This window comes from Serratia sp. FGI94 (assembly GCF_000330865.1).
In the GTDB taxonomy this organism is placed as follows: Bacteria; Pseudomonadota; Gammaproteobacteria; order Enterobacterales; family Enterobacteriaceae; genus Serratia_B; species Serratia_B rubidaea.
Genome location: NC_020064.1, coordinates 2,438,163 through 2,464,377 on the forward strand (window position 1 = coordinate 2,438,163; position 26,215 = coordinate 2,464,377).

At 59.7% G+C, this 26,215-nt stretch carries 27 protein-coding genes and 1 pseudogene; 17 read left to right on the plus strand and 11 right to left on the minus strand.

Going from position 1 to position 26,215, the window contains the following annotated elements; all coding sequences use genetic code 11:
* Window positions 1-27: 27 nt before the first annotated feature.
* The gene (locus tag D781_RS11035) at window positions 28-1,377 is read right to left on the minus strand and encodes an MFS transporter (RefSeq protein ID WP_015672407.1); all 1,350 of its coding nucleotides are present in this window, start codon (window positions 1,375-1,377) and stop codon (window positions 28-30) included.
* A gap of 804 nt (window positions 1,378-2,181) precedes the next feature.
* On the opposite strand from D781_RS11035, the gene fdhA reads away from it, so the two are divergent.
* Together fdhA and D781_RS11045 are read left to right on the plus strand one after the other, a co-directional pair.
* Window positions 2,182-3,369 carry a formaldehyde dehydrogenase, glutathione-independent gene (gene fdhA, locus D781_RS11040; RefSeq protein ID WP_015672408.1) on the plus strand — a complete coding sequence of 396 codons (1,188 nt, stop codon included), beginning with the start codon at window positions 2,182-2,184 and terminating at the stop codon, window positions 3,367-3,369.
* A gap of 289 nt (window positions 3,370-3,658) precedes the next feature.
* Window positions 3,659-4,117: a GNAT family N-acetyltransferase gene (locus D781_RS11045; RefSeq protein WP_015672409.1), complete on the plus strand. Its 459-nt coding sequence runs from the start codon at window positions 3,659-3,661 to the stop codon at window positions 4,115-4,117.
* 71 nt (window positions 4,118-4,188) lie between these two features.
* Here D781_RS11045 and D781_RS11050 read toward each other — a convergent pair whose 3' ends face one another.
* Complete coding sequence (locus tag D781_RS11050) at window positions 4,189-5,082, minus strand: PhzF family phenazine biosynthesis protein (protein WP_015672410.1); 894 nt, start codon at window positions 5,080-5,082, stop codon at window positions 4,189-4,191.
* A gap of 83 nt (window positions 5,083-5,165) precedes the next feature.
* Window positions 5,166-5,597, minus strand: a complete 432-nt coding sequence (locus D781_RS22730) for a putative T6SS immunity periplasmic lipoprotein (RefSeq protein WP_080062378.1) — start codon at window positions 5,595-5,597, stop codon at window positions 5,166-5,168.
* A 166-nt stretch (window positions 5,598-5,763) separates the two neighbouring features.
* Between D781_RS22730 and D781_RS11055 the strand changes: the two genes are divergently transcribed.
* Complete coding sequence (locus D781_RS11055) at window positions 5,764-6,108, plus strand: GlpM family protein (protein WP_015672411.1); 345 nt, start codon at window positions 5,764-5,766, stop codon at window positions 6,106-6,108.
* Window positions 6,109-6,118: 10 nt separating this feature from the next.
* Here the strand turns inward: D781_RS11055 and D781_RS11060 are convergent, their stop codons facing one another.
* Window positions 6,119-7,060, minus strand: a complete 942-nt coding sequence (locus D781_RS11060) for an AraC family transcriptional regulator (RefSeq protein WP_015672412.1) — start codon at window positions 7,058-7,060, stop codon at window positions 6,119-6,121.
* Between the two features lie 159 nt (window positions 7,061-7,219).
* Here D781_RS11060 and D781_RS11065 point away from each other — a divergent pair, with 159 nt between their 5' ends.
* Entirely contained in the window at window positions 7,220-8,053 is an 834-nt protein-coding gene (locus D781_RS11065) for an oxidoreductase (protein WP_015672413.1), read from the plus strand.
* A 146-nt stretch (window positions 8,054-8,199) separates the two neighbouring features.
* Here D781_RS11065 and D781_RS11070 read toward each other — a convergent pair whose 3' ends face one another.
* Window positions 8,200-9,372, minus strand: a complete 1,173-nt coding sequence (locus tag D781_RS11070; RefSeq protein WP_015672414.1) for a Gfo/Idh/MocA family oxidoreductase — start codon at window positions 9,370-9,372, stop codon at window positions 8,200-8,202.
* Between the two features lie 417 nt (window positions 9,373-9,789).
* Between D781_RS11070 and tcuB the strand changes: the two are divergent.
* The 6 genes and pseudogenes from tcuB to D781_RS11095 all read left to right on the plus strand — a co-directional run.
* Window positions 9,790-9,942 (plus strand): annotated as a pseudogene (gene tcuB, locus D781_RS24000) (tricarballylate utilization protein TcuB); the annotation flags it as partial.
* Window positions 9,943-10,121: 179 nt separating this feature from the next.
* On the plus strand, window positions 10,122-10,595 hold the full coding sequence (locus D781_RS11075; RefSeq protein ID WP_015672415.1) for a DUF6130 family protein: 474 nt from the start codon (window positions 10,122-10,124) through the stop codon (window positions 10,593-10,595).
* 9 nt (window positions 10,596-10,604) lie between these two features.
* Window positions 10,605-11,924: an epoxide hydrolase gene (locus D781_RS11080; RefSeq protein WP_015672416.1), complete on the plus strand. Its 1,320-nt coding sequence runs from the start codon at window positions 10,605-10,607 to the stop codon at window positions 11,922-11,924.
* A gap of 66 nt (window positions 11,925-11,990) precedes the next feature.
* Entirely contained in the window at window positions 11,991-12,947 is a 957-nt protein-coding gene (locus D781_RS11085) for an alpha/beta hydrolase (protein ID WP_051032630.1), read from the plus strand.
* 81 nt (window positions 12,948-13,028) lie between these two features.
* Window positions 13,029-13,769 carry a response regulator gene (locus tag D781_RS11090; RefSeq protein WP_015672418.1) on the plus strand — a complete coding sequence of 247 codons (741 nt, stop codon included), beginning with the start codon at window positions 13,029-13,031 and terminating at the stop codon, window positions 13,767-13,769.
* Window positions 13,766-15,079, plus strand: a complete 1,314-nt coding sequence (locus D781_RS11095; protein WP_015672419.1) for an ATP-binding protein — start codon at window positions 13,766-13,768, stop codon at window positions 15,077-15,079. The genes D781_RS11090 and D781_RS11095 overlap by 4 nt, the downstream gene beginning before the upstream one ends.
* A 282-nt stretch (window positions 15,080-15,361) precedes the next feature.
* Here the strand turns inward: D781_RS11095 and D781_RS11100 are convergent, their stop codons facing one another.
* Entirely contained in the window at window positions 15,362-16,195 is an 834-nt protein-coding gene (locus D781_RS11100; protein WP_015672420.1) for an alpha/beta hydrolase, read from the minus strand.
* Window positions 16,196-16,594: 399 nt separating this feature from the next.
* Between D781_RS11100 and D781_RS11105 the strand changes: the two genes are divergently transcribed.
* The 3 genes from D781_RS11105 to D781_RS11115 all read left to right on the plus strand — a co-directional run bounded on the left by D781_RS11105 (window position 16,595) and on the right by D781_RS11115 (window position 19,359).
* Window positions 16,595-17,572, plus strand: coding sequence for a helix-turn-helix domain-containing protein (locus D781_RS11105; RefSeq protein WP_015672421.1), 978 nt, complete (start codon window positions 16,595-16,597; stop codon window positions 17,570-17,572).
* Between the two features lie 79 nt (window positions 17,573-17,651).
* Window positions 17,652-18,662: a type I glyceraldehyde-3-phosphate dehydrogenase gene (gene gap, locus D781_RS11110; RefSeq protein ID WP_015672422.1), complete on the plus strand. Its 1,011-nt coding sequence runs from the start codon at window positions 17,652-17,654 to the stop codon at window positions 18,660-18,662.
* Window positions 18,663-18,741: 79 nt separating this feature from the next.
* A complete protein-coding gene (locus tag D781_RS11115) occupies window positions 18,742-19,359 on the plus strand; it encodes a GrpB family protein (RefSeq protein WP_015672423.1) in 618 nt (205 codons plus the stop codon).
* Here the strand turns inward: D781_RS11115 and D781_RS11120 are convergent.
* Entirely contained in the window at window positions 19,356-19,721 is a 366-nt protein-coding gene (locus tag D781_RS11120; RefSeq protein ID WP_015672424.1) for a MerR family transcriptional regulator, read from the minus strand. The two genes, D781_RS11115 and D781_RS11120, sit on opposite strands and share 4 nt — an antisense overlap.
* Window positions 19,722-19,806: 85 nt before the next feature.
* Between D781_RS11120 and D781_RS11125 the strand changes: the two genes are divergently transcribed.
* The gene (locus D781_RS11125; protein WP_015672425.1) at window positions 19,807-20,700 is read left to right on the plus strand and encodes an alpha/beta hydrolase; all 894 of its coding nucleotides are present in this window, start codon (window positions 19,807-19,809) and stop codon (window positions 20,698-20,700) included.
* 135 nt (window positions 20,701-20,835) lie between these two features.
* Window positions 20,836-21,636, plus strand: a complete 801-nt coding sequence (locus D781_RS11130; RefSeq protein ID WP_015672426.1) for a MetQ/NlpA family lipoprotein — start codon at window positions 20,836-20,838, stop codon at window positions 21,634-21,636.
* 64 nt (window positions 21,637-21,700) lie between these two features.
* On the opposite strand, the gene D781_RS11135 is transcribed toward D781_RS11130, so the two are convergent.
* On the minus strand, window positions 21,701-22,930 hold the full coding sequence (locus tag D781_RS11135) for an NADH:flavin oxidoreductase/NADH oxidase family protein (protein WP_015672427.1): 1,230 nt from the start codon (window positions 22,928-22,930) through the stop codon (window positions 21,701-21,703).
* 77 nt (window positions 22,931-23,007) lie between these two features.
* Window positions 23,008-23,439, minus strand: a complete 432-nt coding sequence (locus tag D781_RS11140) for a MerR family transcriptional regulator (RefSeq protein WP_015672428.1) — start codon at window positions 23,437-23,439, stop codon at window positions 23,008-23,010.
* 430 nt (window positions 23,440-23,869) lie between these two features.
* On the opposite strand from D781_RS11140, the gene D781_RS11145 reads away from it, so the two are divergent.
* Both D781_RS11145 and D781_RS11150 read left to right on the plus strand, forming a co-directional pair.
* Window positions 23,870-24,079, plus strand: coding sequence for a hypothetical protein (locus D781_RS11145; RefSeq protein WP_015672429.1), 210 nt, complete (start codon window positions 23,870-23,872; stop codon window positions 24,077-24,079).
* Between the two features lie 148 nt (window positions 24,080-24,227).
* The gene (locus D781_RS11150; protein ID WP_015672430.1) at window positions 24,228-24,842 is read left to right on the plus strand and encodes a hypothetical protein; all 615 of its coding nucleotides are present in this window, start codon (window positions 24,228-24,230) and stop codon (window positions 24,840-24,842) included.
* A gap of 31 nt (window positions 24,843-24,873) precedes the next feature.
* On the opposite strand, the gene D781_RS11155 is transcribed toward D781_RS11150, so the two are convergent.
* Together D781_RS11155 and D781_RS11160 are read right to left on the minus strand one after the other, a co-directional pair.
* Window positions 24,874-25,611 carry an SDR family oxidoreductase gene (locus tag D781_RS11155; protein ID WP_015672431.1) on the minus strand — a complete coding sequence of 246 codons (738 nt, stop codon included), beginning with the start codon at window positions 25,609-25,611 and terminating at the stop codon, window positions 24,874-24,876.
* A 78-nt stretch (window positions 25,612-25,689) separates the two neighbouring features.
* On the minus strand, window positions 25,690-26,130 hold the full coding sequence (locus tag D781_RS11160; RefSeq protein WP_015672432.1) for an ester cyclase: 441 nt from the start codon (window positions 26,128-26,130) through the stop codon (window positions 25,690-25,692).
* Between the last annotated feature and the right edge of the window lie 85 nt (window positions 26,131-26,215).

Here is a 26,215-nt window from a genome sequence, read left to right on the forward strand (position 1 = left end):
GGGATCCTATGCGTATCGACGAAATGCCTAGTTATCTCCCCCTGCTTTCAGGGCGCTGAAGCCTGCCCGCGTCGGCGCTTTATCTTGTTCACCGTTTAACGAGATGCGCGAAGTTTCCGGCAGCGCCAGGCCACCAGCCAACGCCAGCAACGCCACCAGCGCCAGGTAAAATGCCGGGGCAACGCTGCTGCCGGTGTAATCGATCAGCCAGGTCGCCACCAGCGGCGCCGTTCCGCCAAAGATCGTATACGCCAGATTGTAGGTAATGGCGGAGGCGGTATAGCGCGCGCGGGTGGGAAATACTTCCGAGAGCAGCGCCGCGGTCACTACGCCGGACAATACCGCCCCGGTCGCCAGCAGCAGATCGCCAAGAATCGCCGCCCACAGCTGGCCTGAACTGGCCAGCTGCCAGGCAGGATAAACGCTCAGTATCACCCAGACGCCCGCCAGGGCGATGGTTTTTCTCCGCCCTATCCGGTCACACAACGCCCCGACCGGCGGGCACATCCCGGCGGCAAACAGCAGCGCTACGGTGGAAACCAGCAGCGCGGAAGCGCGGCCGAAGTGCCCTTCCAGCTGCAAAAAGGTGGAGAAATAGGTGGTGAACATATAAAACGACAGCGCCGTCAGAGAGATAAACGCCCCCAGCCGCAGGATGTTGCCCGCCTGCTGGCGTAACGTTTCGCTTAATGGCGCATGCGCACTGGCGGATTCAGCCAGCGCCTCGCGAAACGCCGGCGTCTCTTCCATCCGCAGCCGCAGATAAACCCCAACCAGGCCAAGCGGCGCCGCCACCAGGAAAGGAATACGCCAGCCCCAGCTGCTCATCTGCTGCGTACTCAGGCCGGCATCCAGCAGATAAGTGATCGTCGCTGCCGCCGCAAAGGCGGAAAAGGTAGAAACCGTGATAAAGCTGCCGTACCAGGCGCGTTTATGATTGGGTGAATGCTCCATCACATAGGCGCAGGCCCCGGCATATTCACCACCGGCGGAAAAGCCCTGAATACAGCGGGTTAACGTCAGCAGCAGCGGCGCCAGCACGCCGATACTGGCATAGGTGGGCAGCAGACCAATGATCGTGGTCGATCCCGCCATCAGTAGCACGGTCAACGACAAAATACGCTTGCGGCCAAGCTTATCCCCCAGCATGCCAAAGATCACCCCGCCCAGCGGGCGCAGGGCAAAAGCCACGGCAAAGACGGCGAACGTCTGTAGCAATGCCGCCTGCGGCAGATCTGACGCGAAAAATTGTTGTGCGATAATCGTTGCCAGAAAACCGTAAACGGCAAAATCAAACCACTCGACAAAATTGCCGATTGCCGCCGCCGTCGTTACCTTACGCAGCGTGGCTGTCGAAACGGGCGCTATATTATTCATAGACATCTTCCCCCTGCTTGAATGTTCTGACCAGACGTGGGTTAACATCACAGAGGAATGGTTTCCCCATGCATGTTTATTGCGTAAATAATTCTATTTTTAAAACCGGCGGCCAGATGTTAATCCCATTACGGATAAATAGCACAGCCAGGATATAGCTACCCGGACAGAGTTGCATAAAGTTATTCCGTGTTCAACATAACCGGGGTAATACGCGGTGTAGCAGCATTTTATCGGACGGGATTGACACCTAACCTACTGAATTAAATGGGTTAACTTCGTCATAGGATTTTCATTTACAGGGAGGAAACGCCCGATTTAATGGCATATAGAAACTAACCGATTGATTTTGTTTTTATTGATAATTATCTATCGATATCGAGCGGTTGAGTTCGAAAATACATCATGCCGCTGGTCGTTTTCAGATATTGATATGTCGTTTTTATCCGCTTTATATTTTATTCTTACCGTATCATATTAAATTATAATCACGTACCGTCCCTCCTTCAGAATTGCTCTATTCATTTCTCCTTTATTAGGGTTTTAAATGGGCAATTCTCTTTTTTATGCTCGGCTTTCATCTGTCAGCACCGTCCATAGCCACTGCCGACGCGCAGCTATACCCTACGCTTTTTCCCCGATGTCGCGATCAGACGGGTTATAAGAATTACCTATGTCGTTATCAGATCAGTGGCTACCCCAGCCTTCCCCTAGACTGGGCGTGCAGAACCCGTGCGCTATCGCGGTACTTAGTGCTCGCTCTGCTTCAGAGATAGACATCTTACAGCATGATACGGAGCAACTATGGGACACTCATCAAACAGAGGCGTTGTATACCAGGGGCCGGGCAAAGTGGAAGTGATGGATATTGATGAACCAAAATTCGTCAGCCCATCGGGCAAGAAAATCGACCACGCCGTTATTCTTAAAGTCCTGTCTACCAACATTTGCGGTTCCGACCAGCATATGGTTCGCGGCCGCACCACCGCACCGGCCGGCATGGTGCTGGGGCATGAAATCACCGGGGAAATCATAGAGAAAGGCTCCGACGTTGAGATGCTTAACGTCGGCGATATCGTCTCCGTCCCCTTCAACGTGGCGTGCGGCCGCTGCCGCTGCTGCCGTGAGCTGGATACCGGCGTGTGCCTGACCGTTAACCCGGCACGCGCGGGCGGCGCCTTCGGCTATGTGGATATGGGCGGCTGGGTCGGCGGGCAGGCCAAGTACGTGATGGTGCCATATGCCGATTTCAACCTGCTGAAATTCCCTGACAGAGACCAGGCGCTGGCGAAAATTCTCGATCTGACCATGCTGTCAGATATCCTGCCGACCGGCTTCCACGGCGCGATCACCGCCGGCGTGGGCGTCGGTTCTGTCACCTATGTTGCCGGCGCCGGTCCCGTAGGCCTGGCGGCCGCGGCCTCCGCGCAGATCCTGGGTTCTGCGGTGGTGATGGTTGGCGACTTCAATAAAGAGCGTCTGGCGCATGCCGAAAGAATGGGCTTTGTGCCGATCGATTTAGGCAAACACGATCGGCTTGGCGAGATGATCGCCGAGGTGGTTGGCGTACCGGAAGTTGACTCGGCCATTGATGCGGTCGGTTTTGAAGCCAAGGGGCACTCGGGCAAAGAACAGCCCGCGGTGGTATTAAACAGCATGATGGATATCACCCGCGTGGCCGGCAATATCGGCATCCCGGGGCTGTACGTCACCGATGACCCGGGCGCCCATGAGCAGGCCGCGCGCGAAGGTTCGCTGAGCCTGAAGTTTGGCCTCGGCTGGTCCAAGGCGCAGACCTTCCATACCGGGCAGACGCCGGTATTACGCTATAACCGGCAGCTGATGAATGCGATCTTGCATGACCGTCTGCCCATCGCCAAGATTGTCAATGCCAAGGTGATTCCGCTGGAAAGCGCCGCCGAAGGCTATGCCAGCTTTGATGCCGGCGTGGCGGCAAAATACGTGCTGGATCCTCACGGAATCCTCGCTTAATCGCGATGCGCTTGCGCCTAATCTGACAGTTAGCAGTGAGTTTGCTGCTATCTGTCAGATGATATCTGATCTCACAATGTGAACCGCGGGAGATCAATGCACACCCCACTCCGCTTCCCGGTATTCAACCTCTCTTTCGCCCTCTTCGCTAGCGTAGCATAAACCATTGCATAAATAGCCGGAGCAGAAGCGCGTTGAGGCAGAAATTACTGGCAGATTTCAGTACGTTTTTACGGATAATTACATTATTTTAGAGTCTCCATCCGAGCCTCTGAACCAAGGATTTAATGTGCAGACTGCAGTTACCTGGCATAAAGGGCCTTTCCATATCAGTACAGATCCATCCAGTCTCGATATTGATGCTATTCACGCCTATCTTTCCCGCTCTGATTGGGCAGAGAATATTGATGTCGAAACTGTGCGCATGGCCATCGCGCATAGTTTAAACTTTGGCCTGTATCTGGATAACAAACAAATCGGGTTTGCGCGGCTTGCAACCGATTTCGCCACTTTTGGTTATCTCTGCGATGTGTATATTCTTGAAGAGCACCAGCATCAAGGACTAGGCAGCTGGCTGATAGAGTGTTGTCAGTCACACCCGATAATGCAACGTCTGCGTAGAATCATGTTGGTCACCTCATCAGCCCCTTGGCTATATAAAAAATTTGGTTACGAGCCGGTTAATCGCCCTGATTTTGTCTGGCAGATAGCCAAAAAAGATATTTACAAGCAGGCTGCAGATGCCTGACCTGCATGTATAACTGGCATCTGCCAATGCGCCAATTCCAGCTGATTTCCTGAATGGCTGCCCCACCAGCGTCACACGTTAAATGTCCCTTCCATCGTGATGACGCTGTTGCCTCCTACCCGGATACACGGCTTTGCCGACGTGGCGTCATAGCTTGCACAAAGTAAACTTGCACGCCCCATGTCCACCCCCTGTCTGACCCGCAGAGACAGCCGTGTTTTACCGAGGGTCTGCGCCAACAGGGCCGTCACCGCCGCAGTCGCACTGCCTGTCGCTGGATCTTCAGTCATACGGGGTGTAAACATGCGCGCCTGCAGGTCACACTGCTCTTCGTGGTTGACGTCCGGCGTATAGGCGTAGATCGATACCGCACCATCGAGCGGCAGAACGGCCTGAAATCCCTGGAGATTAGGCACACAGCGGCGAAGCGCATCTCGAGAGGTCAGTTCCACCACAAGAAATGGCAGTCCAACCGAGGCGATAAGCGGCCTATGCACGTCCGTACAAATATCTTCCGTTGTCAATGATAGACAGGCGGCCACCTTTTCCAGACTGACTTCAGAACGACATGACAATGCCTCCGGTGCCACGAGTTCAGCGCCGGTAACCATCCCGCCGCTTTTTATCAGTTCGACCGGCACCAGACCGGCACCTTCTTCGAACAATAAAGTATCAGGAAGTGCCTCACCATTGGCGACAGCATAGCTTGCCAGCACAAAAGCGGTACCGACATTGGGATGGCCGGCGAACGGAATTTCACGTGATGGCGTAAATATTCGAACCTGTGCCGTATTAGACGGCTCCTCAGGAGGAAGGACAAACGTCGTTTCACTATAACCAAATTCAACGGCAACCCGTTGCATTTGCTCTGTGCTCATTCCCACTGCGTCTAATACAACTGCAACAGGATTGCCAAGAAAAGGCCGATCCGTAAAAACATCCGCAATGACGTAGCGTCTTTTCATTGTCTGCCCTAAGTTGACTGTTATAAGTACTGAATGCATTTTGGTGCTTACCTGCCGCCATACTGCTTGGCGGCAGGTAAGCATCAACGCGTTATCTCTGCGTCAGAGAGCGGTATATTTTTAATCTGCCCGTCCGATAACTCAATACCGGCCACCACGCTTCTTGGTGATTCGCTATCCGTCGGCGAGGTGAGTATATAGCGCACGATAAACTGTCCTGCTGACGGAAAAGAGTAAAAGCCAGGGGGAATGCACAACATACCGTTGTTTATCGTTAAATCGGGGGCATCAACCACCGATAATCGCTGCGGCGGAGTATTCCTGGGATTTATAGAGATAAGAGATGGCTGATAGTCTTTGCTGTCAGGAACATGGAAACACACACCTTCCCCGTTGTTACTCGCCATGGCTGTCTCGTCAGGCGTTAACCGGTCACCGGTTCCTGGACAACCTGCCAGCAGAAAAACAGAGGCAAAAAGTAACGTTGCGCGACCTACATGAATTTGCATCATCATCCTTGTATGACTTTCGGGGACCGGAGCCCGGTACTGTAATATGCCCCGCATCTACCCGCCCTGCAAATCCCCATTGCCAAAATCGCCCCCCACTTTACGCGTGCAAAAAACCAGCAGACGTGCCAACATAACCAAATCAGTAGCTTAAAGCTTACAAAGGTGCGATATGGGGCTGGGAATCAAGGCGTTAATCGGTGCGTTGGTGGTTATTCTGATCGGCGTGTTATCCAAATCACGCAACTACTACATTGCCGGTCTGGTTCCCCTGTTTCCTACCTTCGCGCTGATCGCCCACTATATTGTCGGCACCGAACGTTCCCTGGAAGATTTACGCACCACCATCCTGTTTGGCATGTGGGCGGTGTTCCCCTATATGGCCTATCTGGTTTCACTCTATATTCTGCTGGGCTATGTCAAACTGCCGACGGCGCTGACCGCTGCGGTAATATGCTGGCTGGCGGCCGCCTGGCTGCTGATTCTGGCCTGGAACCGCTGGCACGGCCAGGGGTAAGACATCCCGCTCAGTGCGAAGAGACAAATGCTGAAGGCGTTACCGGCGCGGGTATGGCGAAGGTGCGTTTCATCCGTTCCACCTCCTGCAGCGGCGTCAGCCCGAACAGGCGCTTAAACTCACGGCTGAATTGCGAGACGCTCTCATAGCCCACGCGGACGCCGGCGGCCGAAACGGTAAGATTATTGCGCAGCATCAGTAACCGCGCCTGATGCAGCCGCGTCGATTTCAGGTATTGCATCGGCGAGGTGTTGGTGACGGTTTTAAAGTGGCTGTGGAAGGTCGGCACGCTCATGCCCGCCTCGCGCGCCAGCGCGGCCACATCCAGATGCGAAGGATACTCGGCATGCAGTTTACGCAGGGCTTTCGCCACCTTGCCGAACTGGCCCTGCAGCGTGAGCGCGCTTCTCAGCACCGGCCCCTGTTCGCCGGTCAGCACCCGGTAATAAAGCTCCCGCAGCATCGACGGCCCTAACACCTCGGCATCCAGCGGCGAGGCCATAATCTGCAGGAAACGCAGCACGGAGTGGCTGAGCGGCTCATCCATCCGGCTCGATACCATACTGCGCGGGGCATCGACGTCGCTCACTCCGCGGCCATCCAACGCCAGCATCAGATCGGCGGCCAGATTGAAATCCAGCCGGATATAGATTGCCAGCATCGGTTCCGCCGCGCTGGCGTCCGTTTCCATAGTGAACGGTACCGGCACTGAAACCATCAGATAGTGCTGCGCGTCATACAAATAGACATCATTACCGAGAAAGCCGCGCTTGCTGCCCTGCACCACAATCACAATTCCCGGTTCATACAGCACCGGCGTACGCAACAGCGGGCGGTTGGATCGTAAAAAACGGACGTCGGGCAACGCGGTCAGGCTGTAGCCTTCGTGCGGCGTCAGGCGATCCAGCAGCGTCACCATCTGCTGACGAACCGATGAGGATGTCTGTGTCATAGCACCTGCGCTAACCGTGGGGAAGATTTTCAGTGTGCCACCGCAGCCCTGTCGCGTCCAGCCGGCTCATAGGAATAGGCAAAACACCGAGAGGATCCGGGCTACGCGTCGTCGCCTGCCCGCCGTATGCTGCCTGCTCCACATAACGGAGGAAATATCATGAAACCAGCCAAGCTATTTTTTATCACCGGCGTCAGCAGCGGTTTTGGCCGCGCGCTGGCGGAACAGGCGCTTCTGGCCGGGCACCGTGTGGTCGGCACGGTAAGAAATCAACAGGCCAAAGCGGCGTTCGAAGCCCTGTCGCCCGGCCGCAGCTTCGGCCGTACCCTGGACGTTACGAACTTTAGCGCCATCCCGCCGCTGGTTGCCGCGGTTGAGCACGAGGTCGGCGCCGTCGATGTACTGGTGAATAACGCCGGCTACGGCCATGAGGGCATAATGGAAGAGTCGTCCATCGATGAAATGGTGCAGCAGTTTAACGTCAACGTCTTTGGTGCCGTCGCGTTGATGAAAGCGTTTCTGCCCTACTTCCGGGCGCGGCGCGCGGGCCATATTGTTAACATTACCTCGATGGGCGGATTTATCACCATGCCCGGCATCAGCTACTACTGCGGCAGCAAGTTTGCCCTGCAGGGGATTTCGGAAACGTTAACGCAGGAGCTGAAGCCGTTTAATATTGCCGTGACGGCCGTTCAGCCCGGCTCGTTCCGTACCGACTGGGCCGGCCGCTCCATGGTGCGTGCCGCACGCAGCATCAGTGATTACGATGACAGCTTCGGGCCGATCCGGGAAGCGCGGATGACGCGCAGCGGCCATCAGCCCGGCGATCCGCGCAAGGCGGCCGACGCCATTCTGCAGCTGATTGACAGCCCGGCCCCACCGACAGCGCTGCTGCTGGGCAGCGATGCCGTCACGCTGGTGAGAGAAAAGCTGCAGCGAATGCAGGCGGAGATCAGCGCCTGGGAAACGGTCAGCGGTTCAACCGATGGCTGAAGAAGCAAGAAAGAAAAAATAACCCCGCAGCCGCTGCCGTACCCTGTGCCGGCAGCGCGTTTACACGGTGATAACCCAATGTTTCTTTCAGGCCATCGTGATTAATTAGAAACGGTAACCTCCCTGTCACCGTTTGCGCCGGCCTGCTAACTGAATTCCACCCAGCCGGCGCCGTTATCCGCCGAGCGGACACAGTGTTCCACCCAGCGCACTCCCAGCACTCCGGCGTGCACGTCGGGATACCAGAAGTCTTTCAACAGCGCTTCATCGCGGCGGTCGCTGGCGTCCATGGCGATGGCAAAGCGACGGTACAGATTCGACCAGGCTTCAAACAGCCCTTCCGTATGGCCGCCGCCAATGCGATCGTCCTGCAGCGCCTGCGCATCCAGATAGCCCATGCCGCGCTCGAGAATGCGCACCGGCTCGCCCTGCACTTCAAAGCGCAGCTGGTTGGGCTGCTCATCCCACCACTCCAGGCTGGCCTTTTCGCCGACGATGCGGATTTTCTGCCCGTGCATCGACCCGCTGTTGACCGCCGAGCACCACAGCGTACCGACGGCGCCATTATCAAACTCCATCAGCACGTGGGCGTTATCCTCCAGCGGCGCGCGGCTTTTGACAAAGCTCTGGCGGGCGCACATCAGGCGTTTAATCTTCAGCGCCGGCGCCATGGTCTCCGCCAGGAATAAGGTGTGGGTCGCCAGATCGCCCAACACGTAGCTGGGGCCGACAAAGCGCGGGTCAACGCGCCAGCGGGTGCTGGGGTTGTCCTGCTCGACCGGCTGGGCGTGAAAACCGTGGCAAAACTGCATATTGACGATGCGGATTTCGCCGAGCTGCCCTGCGGCGATCATCTGCCGCGCCTGCAAAATCAGCTGATGGCCGGCGTAGCCGTAAGTGACGCCGATAATTTTATTCTGCCGGCGGCTCAGCGCGGCCAGCTCTTCCGCCTCCTGGCTGCTGAAACACAGCGGCTTCTCACACACCACGTGCAGGCCAGCCTCCAGCGCCGCGCGGCAGATGGCGTAGTGCGTGTTGTTGGGCGTGGCGATGGACACCGCCTCAATACCGTCCTCCCGTGCCGCCTCCGCCGCGAACATCGCCTGATAATCCGCATAGCAGCGCTCCGCCGCCACGCCCAGGCTTGCGCCAAACGCACGCCCGCGCGATGCGTCAATATCGAACGCGCCGGCCAGCAGCGTAAAGGTGTTGTCGCGCAGCGCGGCGCTGCGGTGAATATAGCCAATCTGGCTGGTGCCGCCGCCGCCCACCATGCCCCAGCGCAGCGATCTGTCCAGAGGTTTAACGCCATTAATCATACGGTTGTCTCCTGTTTAAAACCGACGAACTGTAAGTAACGCAAACTTTCGGCAACGCCACGCAGCAGAAGACCATCACAAAGCGCGTAGCGTGTTTTTACCTGCGGCCGTTATGCCGTTCACTCTGTCGAGTAAATTCGCCCGATACTGAACGTTAATTTCATTGTTAACAATAATGAAAATTACATTCTTTGATGGCGGTCATATTTATTTTGGTGGAGCACATGAGGACTCTCTCATGGCAGCAGACGTTACGGCTGGTTTGCTAAACGGCAGCATCACATTTGGCGTAATCGCTGCTATGATAAAATGAAATACTTATTCCAATATAAGGGGGGTAACAAAATAGGTTAGATGTTCCAACGCGATCCTGCCATAGGTATCGGCCCTGAGGCGCCGTCAGGAGACGGCGCCTGGATGGGCGTCCTGCTGGCCCTCCATCTCGGCGTGGTGATGGCGCTGTTCCTGACGATCCCCTATGGCAAATTCGCCCACGGCTTCTACCGCTGTGCCGCCTTGCTCAAATGGGCGATAGAGAAACGACGCGGCAGCCACGCGGCCGACGGCTGAATCGCCGCCACGCCAAGCACTAACGCGCCGCCTATTGTATCGCAATGTATCTGCCGGCCAGCCGGGTACACGGCGATGCAATAACGCGGCGTTCCGCTAACACGCCCTATACATGCGCGTGGTCTCCTAACAGCGTTGTCATTCCTCTCCGGATGGCGCGCTAACAAGGAGCAACCACCATGCTACGTAAACTTATCCTGTCCCCGTTACTGATTTTTACCTCGGCAACCTGCGCCTGGTCGGCAGAACCGGGCGCACACCGCGCCGCCGATATTCTCGGCCCGGCCGCCGTCGCCCCGCTGGAACGGCCGCAGCCGCCGGCAAAACTGATTGTCGATGCGCCGCTGGCCGGCCCGCTGCGTAAAGGCGCGGTGTTTATTCAGTACCGCGCGGAAAACCTGCGGATTGAGCCGGTATACGGCCCCGAGGCGCGCAAGGTGGCGCCGCGCATCGGCCATATTCACGTAACCGTCGACGACAACCCGTGGCACTGGGCGGACGCCAGCGGCGAACCGGTGATCCTGGTCGGGCTGCCTGCGGGTAAGCATAAGGTTACCATCGCCCTCGCCGACCCGACGCACCGGCCGATTGACAGCAAGACCGTGGAATTCACCGTACCGCCGCATGCGCCGGTATCGCATGCCTCCCATTAAAGGTGAAATATGAACCGTTCAGATAACGAGTTACCCGATGCATCTCGCCGGCGTTTACTGCTGGCCTCCGCGGCGGGCGCCGCCGCCATCGGTTTGCTGGATCACGCCTGGGCGACGCCGGTCCGCCAGCCCGTTGTGCCGCCGACCGACGACCAGATCCATCCGTTTACCATCGCCATTGCCGACAGCGAGCTGGCCGATCTCAAATTCCGGCTGGCGAGAACCCGCTGGCCCGATAAGGAAACGGTGAGCGATGACTCACAGGGCCTGCAGTTACATAAAATCCGTCCGTTAGTGGAATATTGGGCGAGCGGTTACAGCTGGCGTAAGGTGGAAAGCCGGCTCAACGGCCTGCCGCAGTATGTGACCCGCCTTGACGGCCTGGCGATCCACTTTATCCACGTGCGTTCGCGCCAGCGCAACGCCATGCCGCTGATCATGACCCACGGCTGGCCCGGCTCCGTGCTGGAGTTTCTGAAAGTTATCGGCCCGCTGACCGATCCTGTCGCCCATAGCGGCCGGGCTGATGACGCCTTCGACGTGGTGATCCCCTCCATTCCCGGCTACGGCTTTTCACAACGCCCGCACGATACCGGCTGGCAGCCAGCGCGCATTGCACGCATGTGGGATACGCTGATGAAGCGCCTGGGGTATACGCACTATGTCGCTCAGGGCGGCGATCACGGTTCGGTGATTTCCAACGTGATGGGACGCCAGGCGCCCGCCGGGCTGCTGGGTATTCACCTGACCATGCCGGCTACCGTGCCGGATGCGCTGGTCAGCGCGATTAATCTGGGCCAGCCTACGCCCGTGGCGCTGCAGCCGGACGAACAGCGGGCATTCGATCGGCTTAGCCATTTCTTTACCCGCAACGCCGCCTACGGCGCGATGATGGTGACGCGACCGCAGACGATCGGCTACGCGCTGCATGATTCCCCGACCGCGCTGGCGGCGTGGTCGTACGATAAAATCGCCCAATGGACAGACAGCGACGGCGAGCCGGAACGCGTACTGACGCGCGACGAAATTCTTGACGATCTCTCCCTCTACTGGCTGACCCAAACCTCCGCGTCCGCCGCGCGTTTTTATTGGGAAAACAATAACAACAACTTCAGCGCGTCCGCCCAGCAGACCACGGCGGTCAAGGTGCCGGTCGCCATTTCCGTCTTCCCGGGGGAAATCTACCAGACGCCGCAACGTTGGGCCGAGCAGGCGTTTCCGACGCTGAGCTATTACCAGGCCGCGCCGCGCGGCGGGCATTTCGCCGCCTGGGAACAGCCCGCTATTTTCACCGCCGAGCTACGCCGCGCCTTCCGTCCACTGCGTTGAACGCCCCTAATCCCTGAGGAACCCACGATGAAAAAACTGATGCAACAATCTCTGCTGGCGACGCTGATGCTGACCGCCGCAGGCAGTGCGCTCGCCGCAGCGCAGACCACCGCCGATTACGCAGCGGCGTTTGACCAGGTTAAACAGGTGAACGCCGGGGTGCTGAACGTCGGCTATGTGGATATCGGCCCGCGCGACGGCGAAGCGGTGATCCTGCTGCACGGCTGGCCGTATGATATTCACAGCTACGCCCGGGTGGCGCCGCAGCTGGCGGCGAAAGGCTACCGCGTGATCGTGCCCTATCTGCGCGGTTACGGCAGCACCCGCTTCCTCTCGGCCGCCACGCCGCGCAACGGCCAACCGTCGGCGATGGCCGCAGACGTGGTGGCGCTGATGGATACGCTGGGCATTAAACGGGCGGTGTTTGCCGGCTTCGACTGGGGCGCCCGCACGGCCGATATTGTCGCGGCGCTGTGGCCGGAGCGCGTGACGTCGCTGGTGTCGGTCAGCGGCTATCTGATCGGCAGCCAGGCGCTCGGCAAACAGCCGCTGCCGCCGCAGGCGGAACAGCAATGGTGGTATCAGTTCTATTTCGCCACCGAGCGCGGCCGTGCCGGCTACGCCAAAAACACCCATGATTTCGCCAGGCTGATCTGGCAACAGGCCTCGCCGGGCTGGTCGTTCAGCGAGGCGTCTTTCCGGCAAGCGGCCGCGGCACTGGATAACCCCGACCACGTGGCGATCACCATCAGTAATTATCGCTGGCGGCTGGGATTGGAAAAAGGCGAATCCCGCTATGATACTTATGAGCGCAAGCTGGCCGCGCTGCCGGTGATTAGCGTGCCGACCATCACCATCGAAGGGGATAACAACGGTGCGCCGCATCCCGCGCCGGCAACATACCGGGCGAAATTCAGCGGTAAATATCAGCATCGCACGTTTAGCGGCAATATCGGCCATAACCCGCCGGCAGAAGCGCCGGACGACTTTGTCCAGGCGGTGGTGGACGCCGCCGCGCTGTAAGGTGTGTACAGGCCGCGGCGCCCTGCTGCGGCCTTTCCGGCGTTGCGCCGCTCGCCGACCAACCAGAAACAGGGGTTTCATTTGGAGCATATTGATAACATCCTCGTGGTGGATGATGACCGCGATATCCGCGAACTGGTCACGGATTACCTGATAAAGTCCGGCTATCGCGCCGTCGGTGCGGCAAACGGCCGCGAAATGCGCGCGGTGCTGGCCGCCAGCCATGTCGATCTGGTGGTGCTGGATATCATGATGCCAGGCGACGACGGCCTGACGCTGTGCCGCCAGTTGCGCAGCGACGCGCAACGCAACCTGCCGATACTGATGCTGACGGCGCGCAATGAAGACACCGACCGCATTCTCGGGCTGGAGATGGGGGCCGACGACTATCTGGTAAAACCCTTTGTCGCCCGCGAACTGCTGGCGCGTATCAAGGCGATCCTGCGCCGCACCCGCGCGCTGCCGCCCAACCTGCAGGTTACCGAGGCCGGGCGCGTGATCGCCTTTGGCGACTGGCGTCTGGACACCGTCAACCGCCACCTGCTGGACAGCGACGACACCATCGTCGCGCTCAGCGGCGCCGAGTACCGGCTGTTGCGGGTGTTGCTTGATCACCCGCAGCGGGTATTGTCGCGCGACCAGCTGCTTAATCTGACGCAGGGGCGCGATGCCGAACTGTTCGAACGCTCTATCGATCTGCTGATCAGCCGCCTGCGTCAGCGGCTGCGGGAGGACGCGCGCGAACCCGCCTATATCAAAACGGTGCGCAGCGAAGGCTACGTGCTCGCCGCGCCGGTGGTGATTAAGGAGGCCAAGCCGTGAGGCTGTGGCCGCGAACGCTGCTGGCGCGTTTACTGCTGATCGTGGCGTGCGGCCTGCTGCTGGCCAACGGCATGACCCTGGTCAGCCTGATGATCGAACGGATGAGCAGCGCCAAAAGCGTGATGCTGGGCAACCTGGAGTACGACGTGGCAACCAGCGTCGCCATTCTTGACCGCCTGCCGGCGGCGGAACGGCCGCAGTGGCTGCCCAGGCTGGCGCGCGGCAATTACCGCTACCAACTGACGAAAGGCGACAGCGGCCCCTATCCCACCGGTTGGCGCACGCGCGGTGCTGTGCGCTCACTGCAGGAGGCGCTGGGCGGCCGTTACGCCATCAGCATCAGCGCCATTCCGGGGCCGCGCGAGCATATTCAGGTGCACCTGACGCTGCACGACGGCGCCCCGCTGACGCTCGATCTCTGGCCGCGCATGCCGGCAATTGCGCGCTGGCTGCCGCTGGTGCTGGGCGGGCAGCTGTTGCTGCTGCTGTGCTGCGCCTGGCTGGCGGTGCGTCAGGTGGTGCGGCCGTTTACCCGCTTTACCCAGGCCGTCGATGCGCTGAAACCGACCGCCGACGCCGCGCAGGCCATGCCTGAGGACGGCCCGGCAGAGGTGCGCCAGGCGGCGCGGGCGTTTAACGCCATGCAGGGGCGCATTCAGGATCACCTGAAGGAGCGCGCGCAGATCCTCGCCGCCATCTCACACGATCTGCAGACACCGATTACCCGGATGAAGCTGCGGGTGGAGATGGCGGAACAGCCGGCGCTGCGTGACAAGCTGCTGGGCGATCTGGATGCCATGAGCCGGCTGGTGCGCGAGGGTATCGCCTTTGCCCGCTCGGCGGAAACGCTGGAAGAGCCGCGGCAGCGCGTCAGCCTGAACGCCTTGCTCGACAGCCTGGCCTGCGACTATCAGGACATCGGCAAAGCCGTCGTCTTCCTGCCGTGCAGCGGCGACGACCGTTTCGCCGTGCGGCCGCAGGCGTTACGGCGCATCATGACCAACCTGATTGATAATGCGCTGAAGTTCGGCAGCCGGGCGACGGTCACGCTGGCCGCGCCGCAGCGGGGCCAGGTGACGCTGCACGTGTGCGACGACGGCCCCGGCATCCCCGACGATGAGCTGCAGGCGGTGCTGGCGCCCTTTTACCGGCTGGAGGCGTCGCGCAACCGCCACACCGGCGGCACCGGGCTGGGGCTGGCGATCGCCGCGCAGCTGGCAAGCCAGATGGCCGGCACGCTGACGTTAAGCAACCTACCGCAGGGCGGTCTCGACGCCTGCGTGACGCTGCGTGAAATAACCTCGCCATAATTATCGCGGCGGGCAGAGAAATAATTATGCCTGCCGCCCTCTCTTTCGTTTGTGGTTGACCACCCCATAGGAGGTAGTGTTCATGCGGGGATAAAAAAGCCGGGGTGATCCCCGGCTTGAGGTTGATGACAACGTTGTCTGAGAGTCAGAGATACCCGGGCCTAGCGTAACGAGGGGCGCTCCGGCGGCTTACGCCGCTACGACCCCATCGCCACGCTCTCCCTAATAACAGACTCTGTCAGCAGTCTGAAGCCGGGGAGATCCCCGGCTTATGCAAGCGGATTAACCCTGCTGGATAAATGCCAGCAGATCGGCGTTGATGGTTTCTGCCTCGGTGGTCGGCATGCCGTGTGGGAAACCGTGGTAGGTTTTCAACGTGCCGTTCGGCAACAGCTTGGCCGACAGCGGGCCAGAAATGTCATACGGCACAATCTGGTCGTCATCGCCGTGCATCACCAGCACCGGCACGGTGATGCTGCGCAGGTCGTCGCTGAAGTCGGTCTGAGAAAAAGCAACAATGCCGTCATAATGCGCCTTGGCGCTGCCCATCATCCCCTGACGCCACCAGTTGTTGATAATGCCTTCGGACGGCTTAGCGCCGGGACGGTTATAGCCGTAGAACGGCCCCGCCGGGATATCATGATAAAATTGCGCGCGGTTGGCCGCCAGCTGCACCTGCATATCGTCAAATACCGACTTCGGCAGCCCGCCGGGATTAGCGTCGGTTTTCACCATCAGCGGCGGCACCGCGCTGATCAGCACCGCCTTGGCGACGCGGCTGTCGCCGTGGCGGGCAATGTAGTGCGCTACCTCACCGCCGCCGGTCGAGTGGCCGATGTGCACCGCTTTCTGAATGCCGAGATGGCTGACCACCGCCGCCACGTCATCGGCGTAGTGATCCATATCATGCCCGTCCCAGACCTGGCTGGAGCGCCCGTGACCACGGCGGTCATGGGCGACGACGCGGTAGCCGTGCGCCAGGAAAAACAGCATTTGCGCATCCCAGTCATCCGCACTCAACGGCCAGCCGTGGTGGAAAAAGATAACCTGTGCGTCCTTCGGGCCCCAGTCTTTGTAGAAAATCTCGACGCCGTCTTTCGTTGTGACAAATCCCATTGCATTTCTCCCTCAGGTTTATGGTGTGAACCAGTTTCGCCAACTGCGCGGCAATGCCGGCGATGGCTCAGTAAAAGCATAGCGGCGAGACGGGCATTCATCACGATGTCATTCCCTATCGCTATGATTAAATAATTAGCTATTTTCAATCAAAATGGTTTGACCGACAGAGACACCGCACGGGATCAACATGTGCGTTAACCGCCTCAGGGCTGGCGCACGTTGCCTATGGGCTGCCTACGCCAGCCAACCACCGGCTTGTAGTGATAACCTTAAACCAGGCTTTAATGTCAATAACTTCAGCAGCGCTTCACATTAAATCACCAGCACTAGCGCTAGCCTCCTCCGTTAAACAAGCGTTATAGTGTCCTTATTCATCTTCTACAGACATTGTCCGCCATGCATGATTTTCTGATTATCGTCCCCGACGGGGGCATGCTGTTTGAGGCGGCGGGCGTCGCCGATATTCTTACCCAGGCCAACCGCCTGCTGCCGCCGGATGCGCCCGGCGCCTCTTATCGGGTGACGGTTGCCACCACCCAGACGCACCGGGTGGTGCACGGCGTCTCGGGGCTGAATCTGCTGGCCGACCAGCGACTGTGCGATCTCGATCCTGCACGCCCCTACGACACCGTGATGGTGGCCAACAAGGGCCAGTCCGACGCCGAGAACCTGAGCGTGGTGCACTGGCTGCAGCAGGCCGCACCCCACGCCCGTCGGATCGCTTCCATCTGCGGCGGCGCGCTGCTGCTGGCGCAGGCCGGTCTGCTGGACGGCCGCCATGCCACCACCCACTGGCGGTTGCTGGATCGCCTGCAGGCGGAGTTTCCGCGGGTGACGGTCGACCGCGGGCCGATCTACGTGCAGGACGGCGCGGTCTGGACGTCGGCCGGCGTCAGCTCCGGCTTCGACCTGACCCTGGCGCTGATTGAAGAAGATCACGGTTTTAGCCTGGCGCGGGATGTGGCGCAGGATCTGGTCATGTTCCTGCGGCGTCCCGGCGGACAGGCGCAGTTCAGCCGCTATCTGCTGCATCAGGCCGGCGACGGCCCGATTTGTCAACTGCAGGGCTGGCTGGCGGAGAACCTCACCCAGCCGCTCTCCGTCACCCAGCTCGCGGAGCGCGTTGCGATGAGCCCGCGCAACTTCACCCGGGTGTTTACCCGCGCTACCGGCGTGACGCCGGCCAAATATGTTGAAGAGGTGCGGCTGAACGCCGCCAGACAGCGGCTGGAGCAAACGACGCAGGGCATTGAGCAAATCGCCGCGGATACCGGCTTCGGCAACGGCCTCAATCTGCGCCGGGTGTTCGAGAGGAATCTGCACCTGACGCCGACGGAGTACCGGCAGCGTTTCTGCGCGCGCCATCTGTCCTAAATTGATTGTTTATTGTCATTTACGCCAAAACATCGCCGCACTACATTGATGACAGACATCGATAACGAAGGAGTTCATCATGGTCAACGTAGGCATCAACGGCTTCGGCAGGATCGGGCGCAACGTGCTGCGCGCGGCGCTCGGACGGACGGATTTTCAGGTGGTGGCGGTTAACGACCTCACCGACAGCCGCACCCTGGCCCATCTGCTGAAATATGATTCACTCGCCGGCACGCTTGCGGCGCAGGTCGAGGCCGCTGACGGCGGGCTGGTGGTGGACGGCCGGACGATCCGCGTGTTTTCACAGCGGGATCCGGCGGCGATCCCCTGGCGCAGCGCCGGCGTAGACGTGGTCATCGAAGCCACCGGCCTGTTCACCGAGAAAGCCAAAGCAATGGCGCATATCACCCACGGCGGCGCCAAGCGCGTGATTATCTCCGCCCCGGCTAAAGATGACGACATCACCATCGTGATGGGCGTCAATGACGCGCAGTACGATCCGGCACGGCATCAGGTGGTCAGCAACGGCAGCTGCACCACCAACGGCCTGGCGCCCGCCGCTCAGGTGCTACATCAGACATTCGGCATTGAGCATGGCCTGATGAACACCACCCACGCCTATACCAACAGCCAGGCGCTGCACGACCAGCCGGAAAAAGATCTGCGCGGCGCGCGGGCCGCCGCCGTCTCCATCGTGCCGTATTCCAGCGGCGCCGCCAAGGCGATAGGCAAAGTGATCCCCGAGCTGGACGGCCGGATGACCGGTTATTCGCTGCGCGTTCCCGTCCCGGTGGTGTCCATCGTCGATTTAACGGTCAACCTGCAGCGCGAGGCAACGGCCGAAGAGATTAATGCCGCGTTCTGCGCCGCCGCCGCATCGGGGCCGCTGCAGGGCATTCTGGGCTACAGCGACCAGCCGCTGGTGTCAAGCGACTACCGCGGCGATCCGCGCTCTTCCATTATTGATGGGCTGTCGACGCTGGTGATTGGCGGCAAGATGGTGAAGATCCTCGCCTGGTATGATAACGAATGGGGCTTCTCCAACCGGCTGATCGATCTGGCGCTGCTGATGGAAAAACGGGGCCTGTAGTCCCTTTGCGCCGGGTTCCGGGCTATACTGACGACACCGCCGACGGCGGTGTTTTTTTGCCTTCAGCCACGGAGTCGTTATGTCTGCCTCATTTCCCCTCACCGCCGCCGAACGTGAAGCCGTGATGACTTTCGCCGACGGCGACCCTGATGAAAACCCGTGGGTCGCCGGCAAACCGCGGCAGGAAGAGATCGACGTCGTCGATTATGACCCGCGCTGGCCGCAGCGTTTCGCGCAGGAAAAAGCGCGGCTGGAGCGCGCACTGGGGCCGTACGCGCTGCATATTGAGCATGTGGGATCCACCGCGGTGCCGGCGCTGGCGGCCAAACCGATTATTGATATCGATCTGCTGGTGGCCGACCCGGCGGATGAGGCGGGCTATATACCGCCGCTGACCGCCCTGGGCTACGTCCATACCATACGCGAACCGTCATGGTATCAGCACCGGATGCTGCGTCTGGATGCGCCGCAGATCAATCTGCACGTGTTTGCCATCGGCAGTCCCGAGCACCTGCGCCACCGGCTGTTTCGCGACTGGCTGATCGCCCACCCCGAAGACCGGCAGCGGTACGTCGCCAGTAAACGGCGCGCGCGGCAAGGCGTGAATACCATGGCCGATTACAACCGCAACAAGCAGGAGACCGTGCGGCAGATTTACGCGAAAATTTTCGCCGCGTTGCGTAACAGCGCGGATTAAGCGCTCTTCCTCGCCGGCGCGCCGGCCAGCGTCGCCATCAGCTGCGCCCGCCGCTGTTCCAGCTCCTCAATCTGCCGTTCAATATCCGCCAGGCGTTGATACTGCAGCGCCTGCGTTTCCGGGCAGAAAGCGGCGCCCTCCACCAGCAGCATGCAGTCCGGAAACGCGCGGATCTCCGCAATGCTGAAGCCGATGGTAATCAGCCGCCGTATCTGGCGCACCTGAACGATCGCCCGTTCGGAAAAATAGCGGTAGCCGTTCTCGCCGCGCGCCGAGGCCACCAGCCCCTGCGCGTCGTAATGGCGGATCGCCCGTACGCTGACACCGGTTTTTTGCGCCAGCTCGCCGATTGATAACTGCATCGCTCCCCCTGAATAGCCGCTTGACTCTGACATTAATGTCAGGGTTTAGCATAGCCGGGAATCGTTATTGAGACAGGAGCTTTTTATGCCGTTATCCCTTCGTCACCTTCTTCTGGCGCTGATGCTGGCGCTGGTTTCCGCCGCTCTGCCCGCCGCCGAAAAAAACTACAGCGTCCGCGCGCCCGACGGCGTGCGCATTGCGGTGCAGGAGTCCGGCAATCCCGCCGGTCCGCCGATTATCTTTATCCATGGCCTGCTGGGCAGCCACCTGAACTGGATAAAGCAGCAGCAGGATCCGCAGCTGCAGCGCTACCGGTTGATCACCTTTGACCTGCGCGGCCACGGCCTCTCCGACAAGCCGCAGCAGGAAGCGGCGTACCGCGACGGCAAACGCTGGGCGGACGATCTGGCCGCCGTGATCGATGCGACGCAGGCCCGGCGGCCGCTGCTGGTCGGCTGGTCGCTAGGTGGCGCGGTGATCACCAACTATCTGGCGGCCTACGGCGACACAAACCTCAGCGGCGCCGTCTACGTCGACGGCGTGGTGGAATTAACGCCCGCACAGATCCCCGCCCATCCGCCGGTGTACAGCGCAATGACCGATGAGCGCCTGGCCACCCATCTGGACGGCGAGCGCGCTTTCCTGCGCCTGTGTTTTTATCAGCAGCCGGATCGGGAAACCTTCGAACGGCTACTGGCCAACGCGGCGCTGGCCGCCTGGCCGATGCAGCGCGCGGTACCGACGATGACGATCCAGCTGGAACAGGGGCTGAAAAACGCCCGAGTGCCGCTGCTGTTTATTTATGGCCGGCACGATGCGCTGGTCAACCCGCAGGCCGCGCTGGCCAGGGCGCGGAGCGTCAACCCGCACATTGAGAGCCAGATCTATGACGACTCCGGCCACGCGCCGTTTATCGAGGAGGCGCCGCGTTTTAACCGGCAGCTGGCGGCGTTTGCCGCCCGGCATAGCGCGCAATAAACGGACGGCGGCGCGCTGCTCCCGGGCGCGCCGCCTGTCGGATAGCGGAAGGAGAATGATTTCAGCAAACAACTATACAGCGGATAATGAATATCATAGTATCGGTTAACTAATTGATACCGGAGAGTATTGTTGATGAAAAAACTGCTGTTTTCGGCGTTAATCGCCACCTCTGCCGTGCTGTTATCCGCCTGTTCACCGGATAACGAACATAACGTTAAAGTGGCGATCAATACCGGCCCGGATGAGGCCATCTGGAAAGTCGTCCAGCAGGTCGCAAAAGAGAAATATGACCTGAACGTCGACGTCATCTCCTTTAACGATTACGTGCTGCCTAACGAAGCGTTAAACAATAAGGACGTCGACGCCAACGCCTTCCAGACGCTGCCTTACCTGGAGGATCAGTCGAAGGAGCGCGGCTATAAGTTTGCCGTTGTCGGCAAAACCTTCGTGTTCCCGATCGCCGCCTACTCGCACAAGATAAAAAATATCAGCGAGCTGAAAGACGGCGCCACCATCACCATCTCCAACGAGGTCACCACGTTGGGCCGCAGCCTGCTGCTGCTGCAGGCGCAAGGGCTGATTACGCTGAAGGACGGCGTCGGCTATCTGCCAAACACCATGGATATTACCGCCAACCCGAAAAACCTGAAGATTGTTGAAGTAGATACGCCGCAGCTGGCGCGTACGCTGGACGATCCGAACGTGGCGATCTCCATTATCAACACCAACTTCTCCGCCCAGGCCGGGCTTTCCGCGGTGCGCGACGGCCTGTTTATGGAAGAGAAAGACTCGCCGTACGTCAACGCGATCGTCGCGCGTGAAGATAATAAGGACAGCAAGAAGATTCAGGAACTGAAAGACGCCTTCCAGTCCCAGCAGGTCGCCGACAAAGCGATGGAAGTGTACAAAGGCGACGCGATTAAAGGCTGGTAAGTCCCTCTCCACGACGAAAAGACGGCGGCGTCAGGCTGCCGTCTCTATCCTTCACCCCCGCCAATCACTCTCTGGCGCGGATCCAGCGTCGGTAACGGCGGACGCTCAGTGCGTTGATCACCTGTTGCTCCAGCAGCGCGCGCAGCGGTGAAACCTGCGGCGCCGGCTTTTTATCTCGGCCGAGACGGCGCAGCTGGAACTTGACCAGCGCCATATTCGCCAGTGACGCCAGCGTTTTATTTTTCCAGCCGATCGGCGACAGGCGCGGCTCGCTGTGCTGTCCCCGCCGCCAGGCGCGCGGCAGCGCCGGATCCAACGCCAGCGCTGTGCCGATGCCCGCCAGCGCCACCCCGCTGTCGATAACCTGCTGCGCCACCGGCAGGCGGCGGATGCCGCCGGTCACCATCAGCGGCATTTTGGCCACCTGCTGAATCGTCGCGGCAAACTCAAGGAAATAGGCCTCGCGGGCCAGGGTGCGCCCGTCGCGCGCCGCGCCCTGCATTGCCGGCGCTTCGTAGCTGCCGCCGGACAGCTCCACCAGATCCACCGCTAAATCATTCAGCATACCGACCACCTGCAGCGCATCATCCGCGCTGAAGCCGCCGCGTTGGAAGTCGGCCGAATTCAGTTTTACCGCCACGGCAAACTGCGGCGACACCGCCGCGCGCACGGCGCGGACGATCGCCAGCAGCAGGCGGGCGCGGTTTTCCAGCGAACCGCCCCATTGGTCGGTGCGTTGATTGCTGAGGGGAGACAGGAACTGGCTAATCAGATAGCCGTGGGCGGCATGGATCTCCACGCCGGAAAATCCGGCCCGCTCCGCCAGCCGCGCGCTGGTGGCAAAACGGGCGATCGTTTCGTCGATCATCGGTTGGCTCATCGCCTGCGGCATGGCGAAGTGTTTGGACATGTTGCCCAAATCCAGCGGCACGGCGGACGGCGCCCAGGCGGTTTGCCCCAGCTCCGCCGGCATCTGCCGGCCGGGATGGTTGATCTGCAGCCAGAACTGCGCGCCGTTTGCCTGGCCGGTCTGCGCCCAGCGGGTAAAGCGCGCCAGATGACGATCGTCCTCCAGCACCACCCCGCCAGGCCCGGTCATCGCCCGGCTGTCGACCATCACGTTGCCGCTAATCAGCAGCCCCGCGCCGCCGTCGGCCCAGGTTCGATACAGCTGCAGCAGCGAGTCAGAAGGCGCATGATCCGCATCCGCCATATTCTCTTCCATCGCGGCTTTAGCAATACGGTTGGGGATACGCGAACCATTCGGCAGTACTAATTCGTCAAATACATTCATCGGCTTTACCTCGGGAGATAATAAGCCCAAAGCCTAACCTTAACGTTAAGTTTAAGGTCAAGAGCGCGATATAGCGATTAATGCTGCGGTTTAGCGTCCGCTACGCTCTGGGATTCAATATTCGCCAGCACCCGTTTGGCATTGTCGGCACAGTCCAGCTCTGCCGGCTTGGCCAGAATATCCGCCATCACCGTCTGCAACTGCGCCTTACTCTGTGCCAACTGCGCCTCAAGCCGTTCAATATCCCGCAGCTTGCTGGCCAAGGTGTCGATCAGCCGCTGGTGATCCCACTGGCCGGCTGTCACCGGCATCAGCGCGCGCAGCTCATCCAGGCTGAAACCGGCGTTCTGCGCGGCCACGATCACCCGCAGTTCCTGCACAGCGTCCGGCGTATAGCTGCGGTAGCCGTTGGCCTGCCGCTTAACCGCCTTCAATAATCCCACCCGCTCATAGAAACGAATACGTGAGGCGCTCAACCCGGAACGCTTCGCCAGCTCGCTGATTTTCATCTTCTCTCTACGCCTCAACTCAAAAATATCGGCGGCGCCAACGGGCACCGCCGGCCATGATAGCATCAGCCGTGCAGCGACAGCCCCTTTTTAGCTAAACGGTGCTTGTCCAAGGAATGAACGGGGCAATTTCATCAACTGTAAGCCTTTTTCATATCATAAAAATTAAGTAAGCTGGGTCTGTCTCACGAGACAGAGTGAGCCTTGGTCGGCTCACCGGGAGATTCAGGATACATAGCTATATTGTGATTCATATGGTGTATATGTCGTTTGCCCAAGGACACAGGAAGATGATTTAGCACCATTACATAGTGAATGACGTATTTTAAAAGGATTTAATATGCCAATAACGTTCACAGTGGGGGGTGTCGTGGGAAGGCACCATTAGTAACTACTTCAAATCAAGAGAAATTTGGTTCTGGAGAGTTATATGAGACGTTTTCTTGCTATTTTAGTTGGCGCCGCTGTCGGTATTGGCACCATGTTGTTGATATTCCCGTATCTTGCGTACTGGATCGTGGGGCCTATTCATGGTGATGACCAAATGAATGCAAACCTTGTAGTGCTTATCATAGGGATTTTTATCTGTACCCTGATTGGCGCCTTCCTGGGTAATAGCCTTTACTCCCGGCGGAAATAATAACTAAATAACGCCAACAAGTATTTCATCATCAGCGGGATGGCAGTAGGAATTATCATACGTCGATCCCCGGGCTTTACAAAAAAATTGAAACCGATCGCGCATTGTCGCCACTCAATGGCAGTTTATTCAGTCAGGAGTCATCAATGTGAAAATGCCACAGATCAAAAACGTCTTCAGTAACAACCGCGTCAATCAGCCGCCGCAGCAAGCAACCTCGCGCCCCATCACCGTGGCAGACCTGCTACAGCGCGGCGCCGACCAAAACGACAGAAGCGTCGATCCGACCGGTTTCCGCTCCATTCACGACCTGCGGGACTTCGCTCGCGACAACCCGCTGCCCAATACGCTGTATCGTGCGCACGTTGCCGACCGCGATGAGATCGACGCCTACGGTCTGGAACGTTCCGACGAAACGGATAAAAAGCGCGGCGACGACTATCTGGCGGATATTATCAAACACACCGCGCGTACCGGCGGCAGCGGCGGCGGCGTGCTGTCGTTAAGCGGCTCACTGCAAACCGCCAACCGTTTCGCCGCCGGCCGCACCGTGGTGCAAATCGACGCCACCGCCTTCACCGGCCGCTTTAAAACCACCGCGCAGATCCTGCTGGACGATGCGGACCGCCTGATGGCGGCGCAAAAAGTCTCGCCGAACACCGTCAGAAAAGCGCTGGAAAATCTGCGCGGCGAAGCGGAGTCCGAAGCCTTCTATCTGGACGGCGATATTCCCCGCAGCGCGGTGAAGCAGATCTACGATTAACCGCCTCGTCGGGATCGTGGCGCGCAGGCTGTCAGGCAAAACCGCCGTTGACCCTGATCGTCTGCGCGTTAATCCAGCGCCCCTGTCCGCCGGCCAGAAACGCCACCACGGCGCTGATGTCCTGCGGCAGCCCCAGCCTTTCCAGCGGCGCGGCCTGCGCCAGCGCGTCAATTTGCTGCTGACTTTTACCGTGCAGAAACAGTTCGGTGGCGGTCGGCCCCGGCGCCACCGCATTCACGGTAATATCCCGGCCACGCAGCTCATTCGCCATCACCTTCACCAGCCCCTCGACGGCCAGTTTGGAGGCGATATAGGGGCCATAGCCAGGCATCGATTTGGCAATCACGCTGCTCGACAGCGCAATAATGCTGCCCCCGCTCCGCAGCTGTTCGCCGGCCGCCGCCATCATCAGAAACGCGCTGCGGGCGTTGACGCTCATCATCGCGTCAAAATCCGCCAGGCTGGCGCTAACGATCGGCGCCATACGCATGATGCCGGCATTGATCACCACCGTATCAAGCCGGCCAAACGTACTCTGCGCGGCGCTGAACAGGTTTGTCACTCCCTCCGATGAAGCGACGTCTCCCGCCACCAGGACGGTTTTCCGTCCCAGCGCGGCGATCTCCTCCGCCACCGCCTGCGCCGCCGCGCGGTCCCGGCCGAAGCCCAGCGCGATATCAAAGCCGTCACGGGCCAGCGCCAACGCGATATCGCGCCCTATGCCCTTACTGGCGCCGGTCACCATGGCGCTTTTGCTCTCCACTGACATACGTATTCTCCTGTCCGGCGCCTTCGCCGGGCTGATTGGACATCGGCGACGCACCCGCGCCGCCGGCAAGCGTATTGATTATAGCGGCGGGAACTGACCCAGTTGCTGGTACAGCGCCAGCCAGTCTTCCATATGCCAGGTGGCGGTGACGCGTTCGCCGTTCAGGGTGTGGAACTCGTGCAGCCGGACGCTGATGCGGCGGCCGGTCGGCGCGATGCCCACCAGTTCGCCCAGATGCGTGCCGGTAATTTCGGCGCGCACGGCGGCCTTGCCCGGCTCCTGCAGCATCTCGTGAATGGTGATATGAATATCGGGAAACGCGGCGATAAAGCCGATCAGCAGCGGTTTGAATCCTTCCGGCCCCGGCCCTTGTCCCGGCGCCAGCGGTATATCCTGCCAGTCGTCGGTGACCGCCTGGTTCAGCAGCTCCGGGTTTTTATCATTGAAAGCGCGGTACAGCGTCTCGACGGCGGCGCGCTCCGTCTGTAAACGTTGGGTCAGATCGTCGGTATGAGTCATGGTTGAAAGCCTTTGCAATCAGCGGTGCAGCTCACCGCCTTGCGTAGTATTCACCGCCGTGACATCATCAATCCAACAAATATCA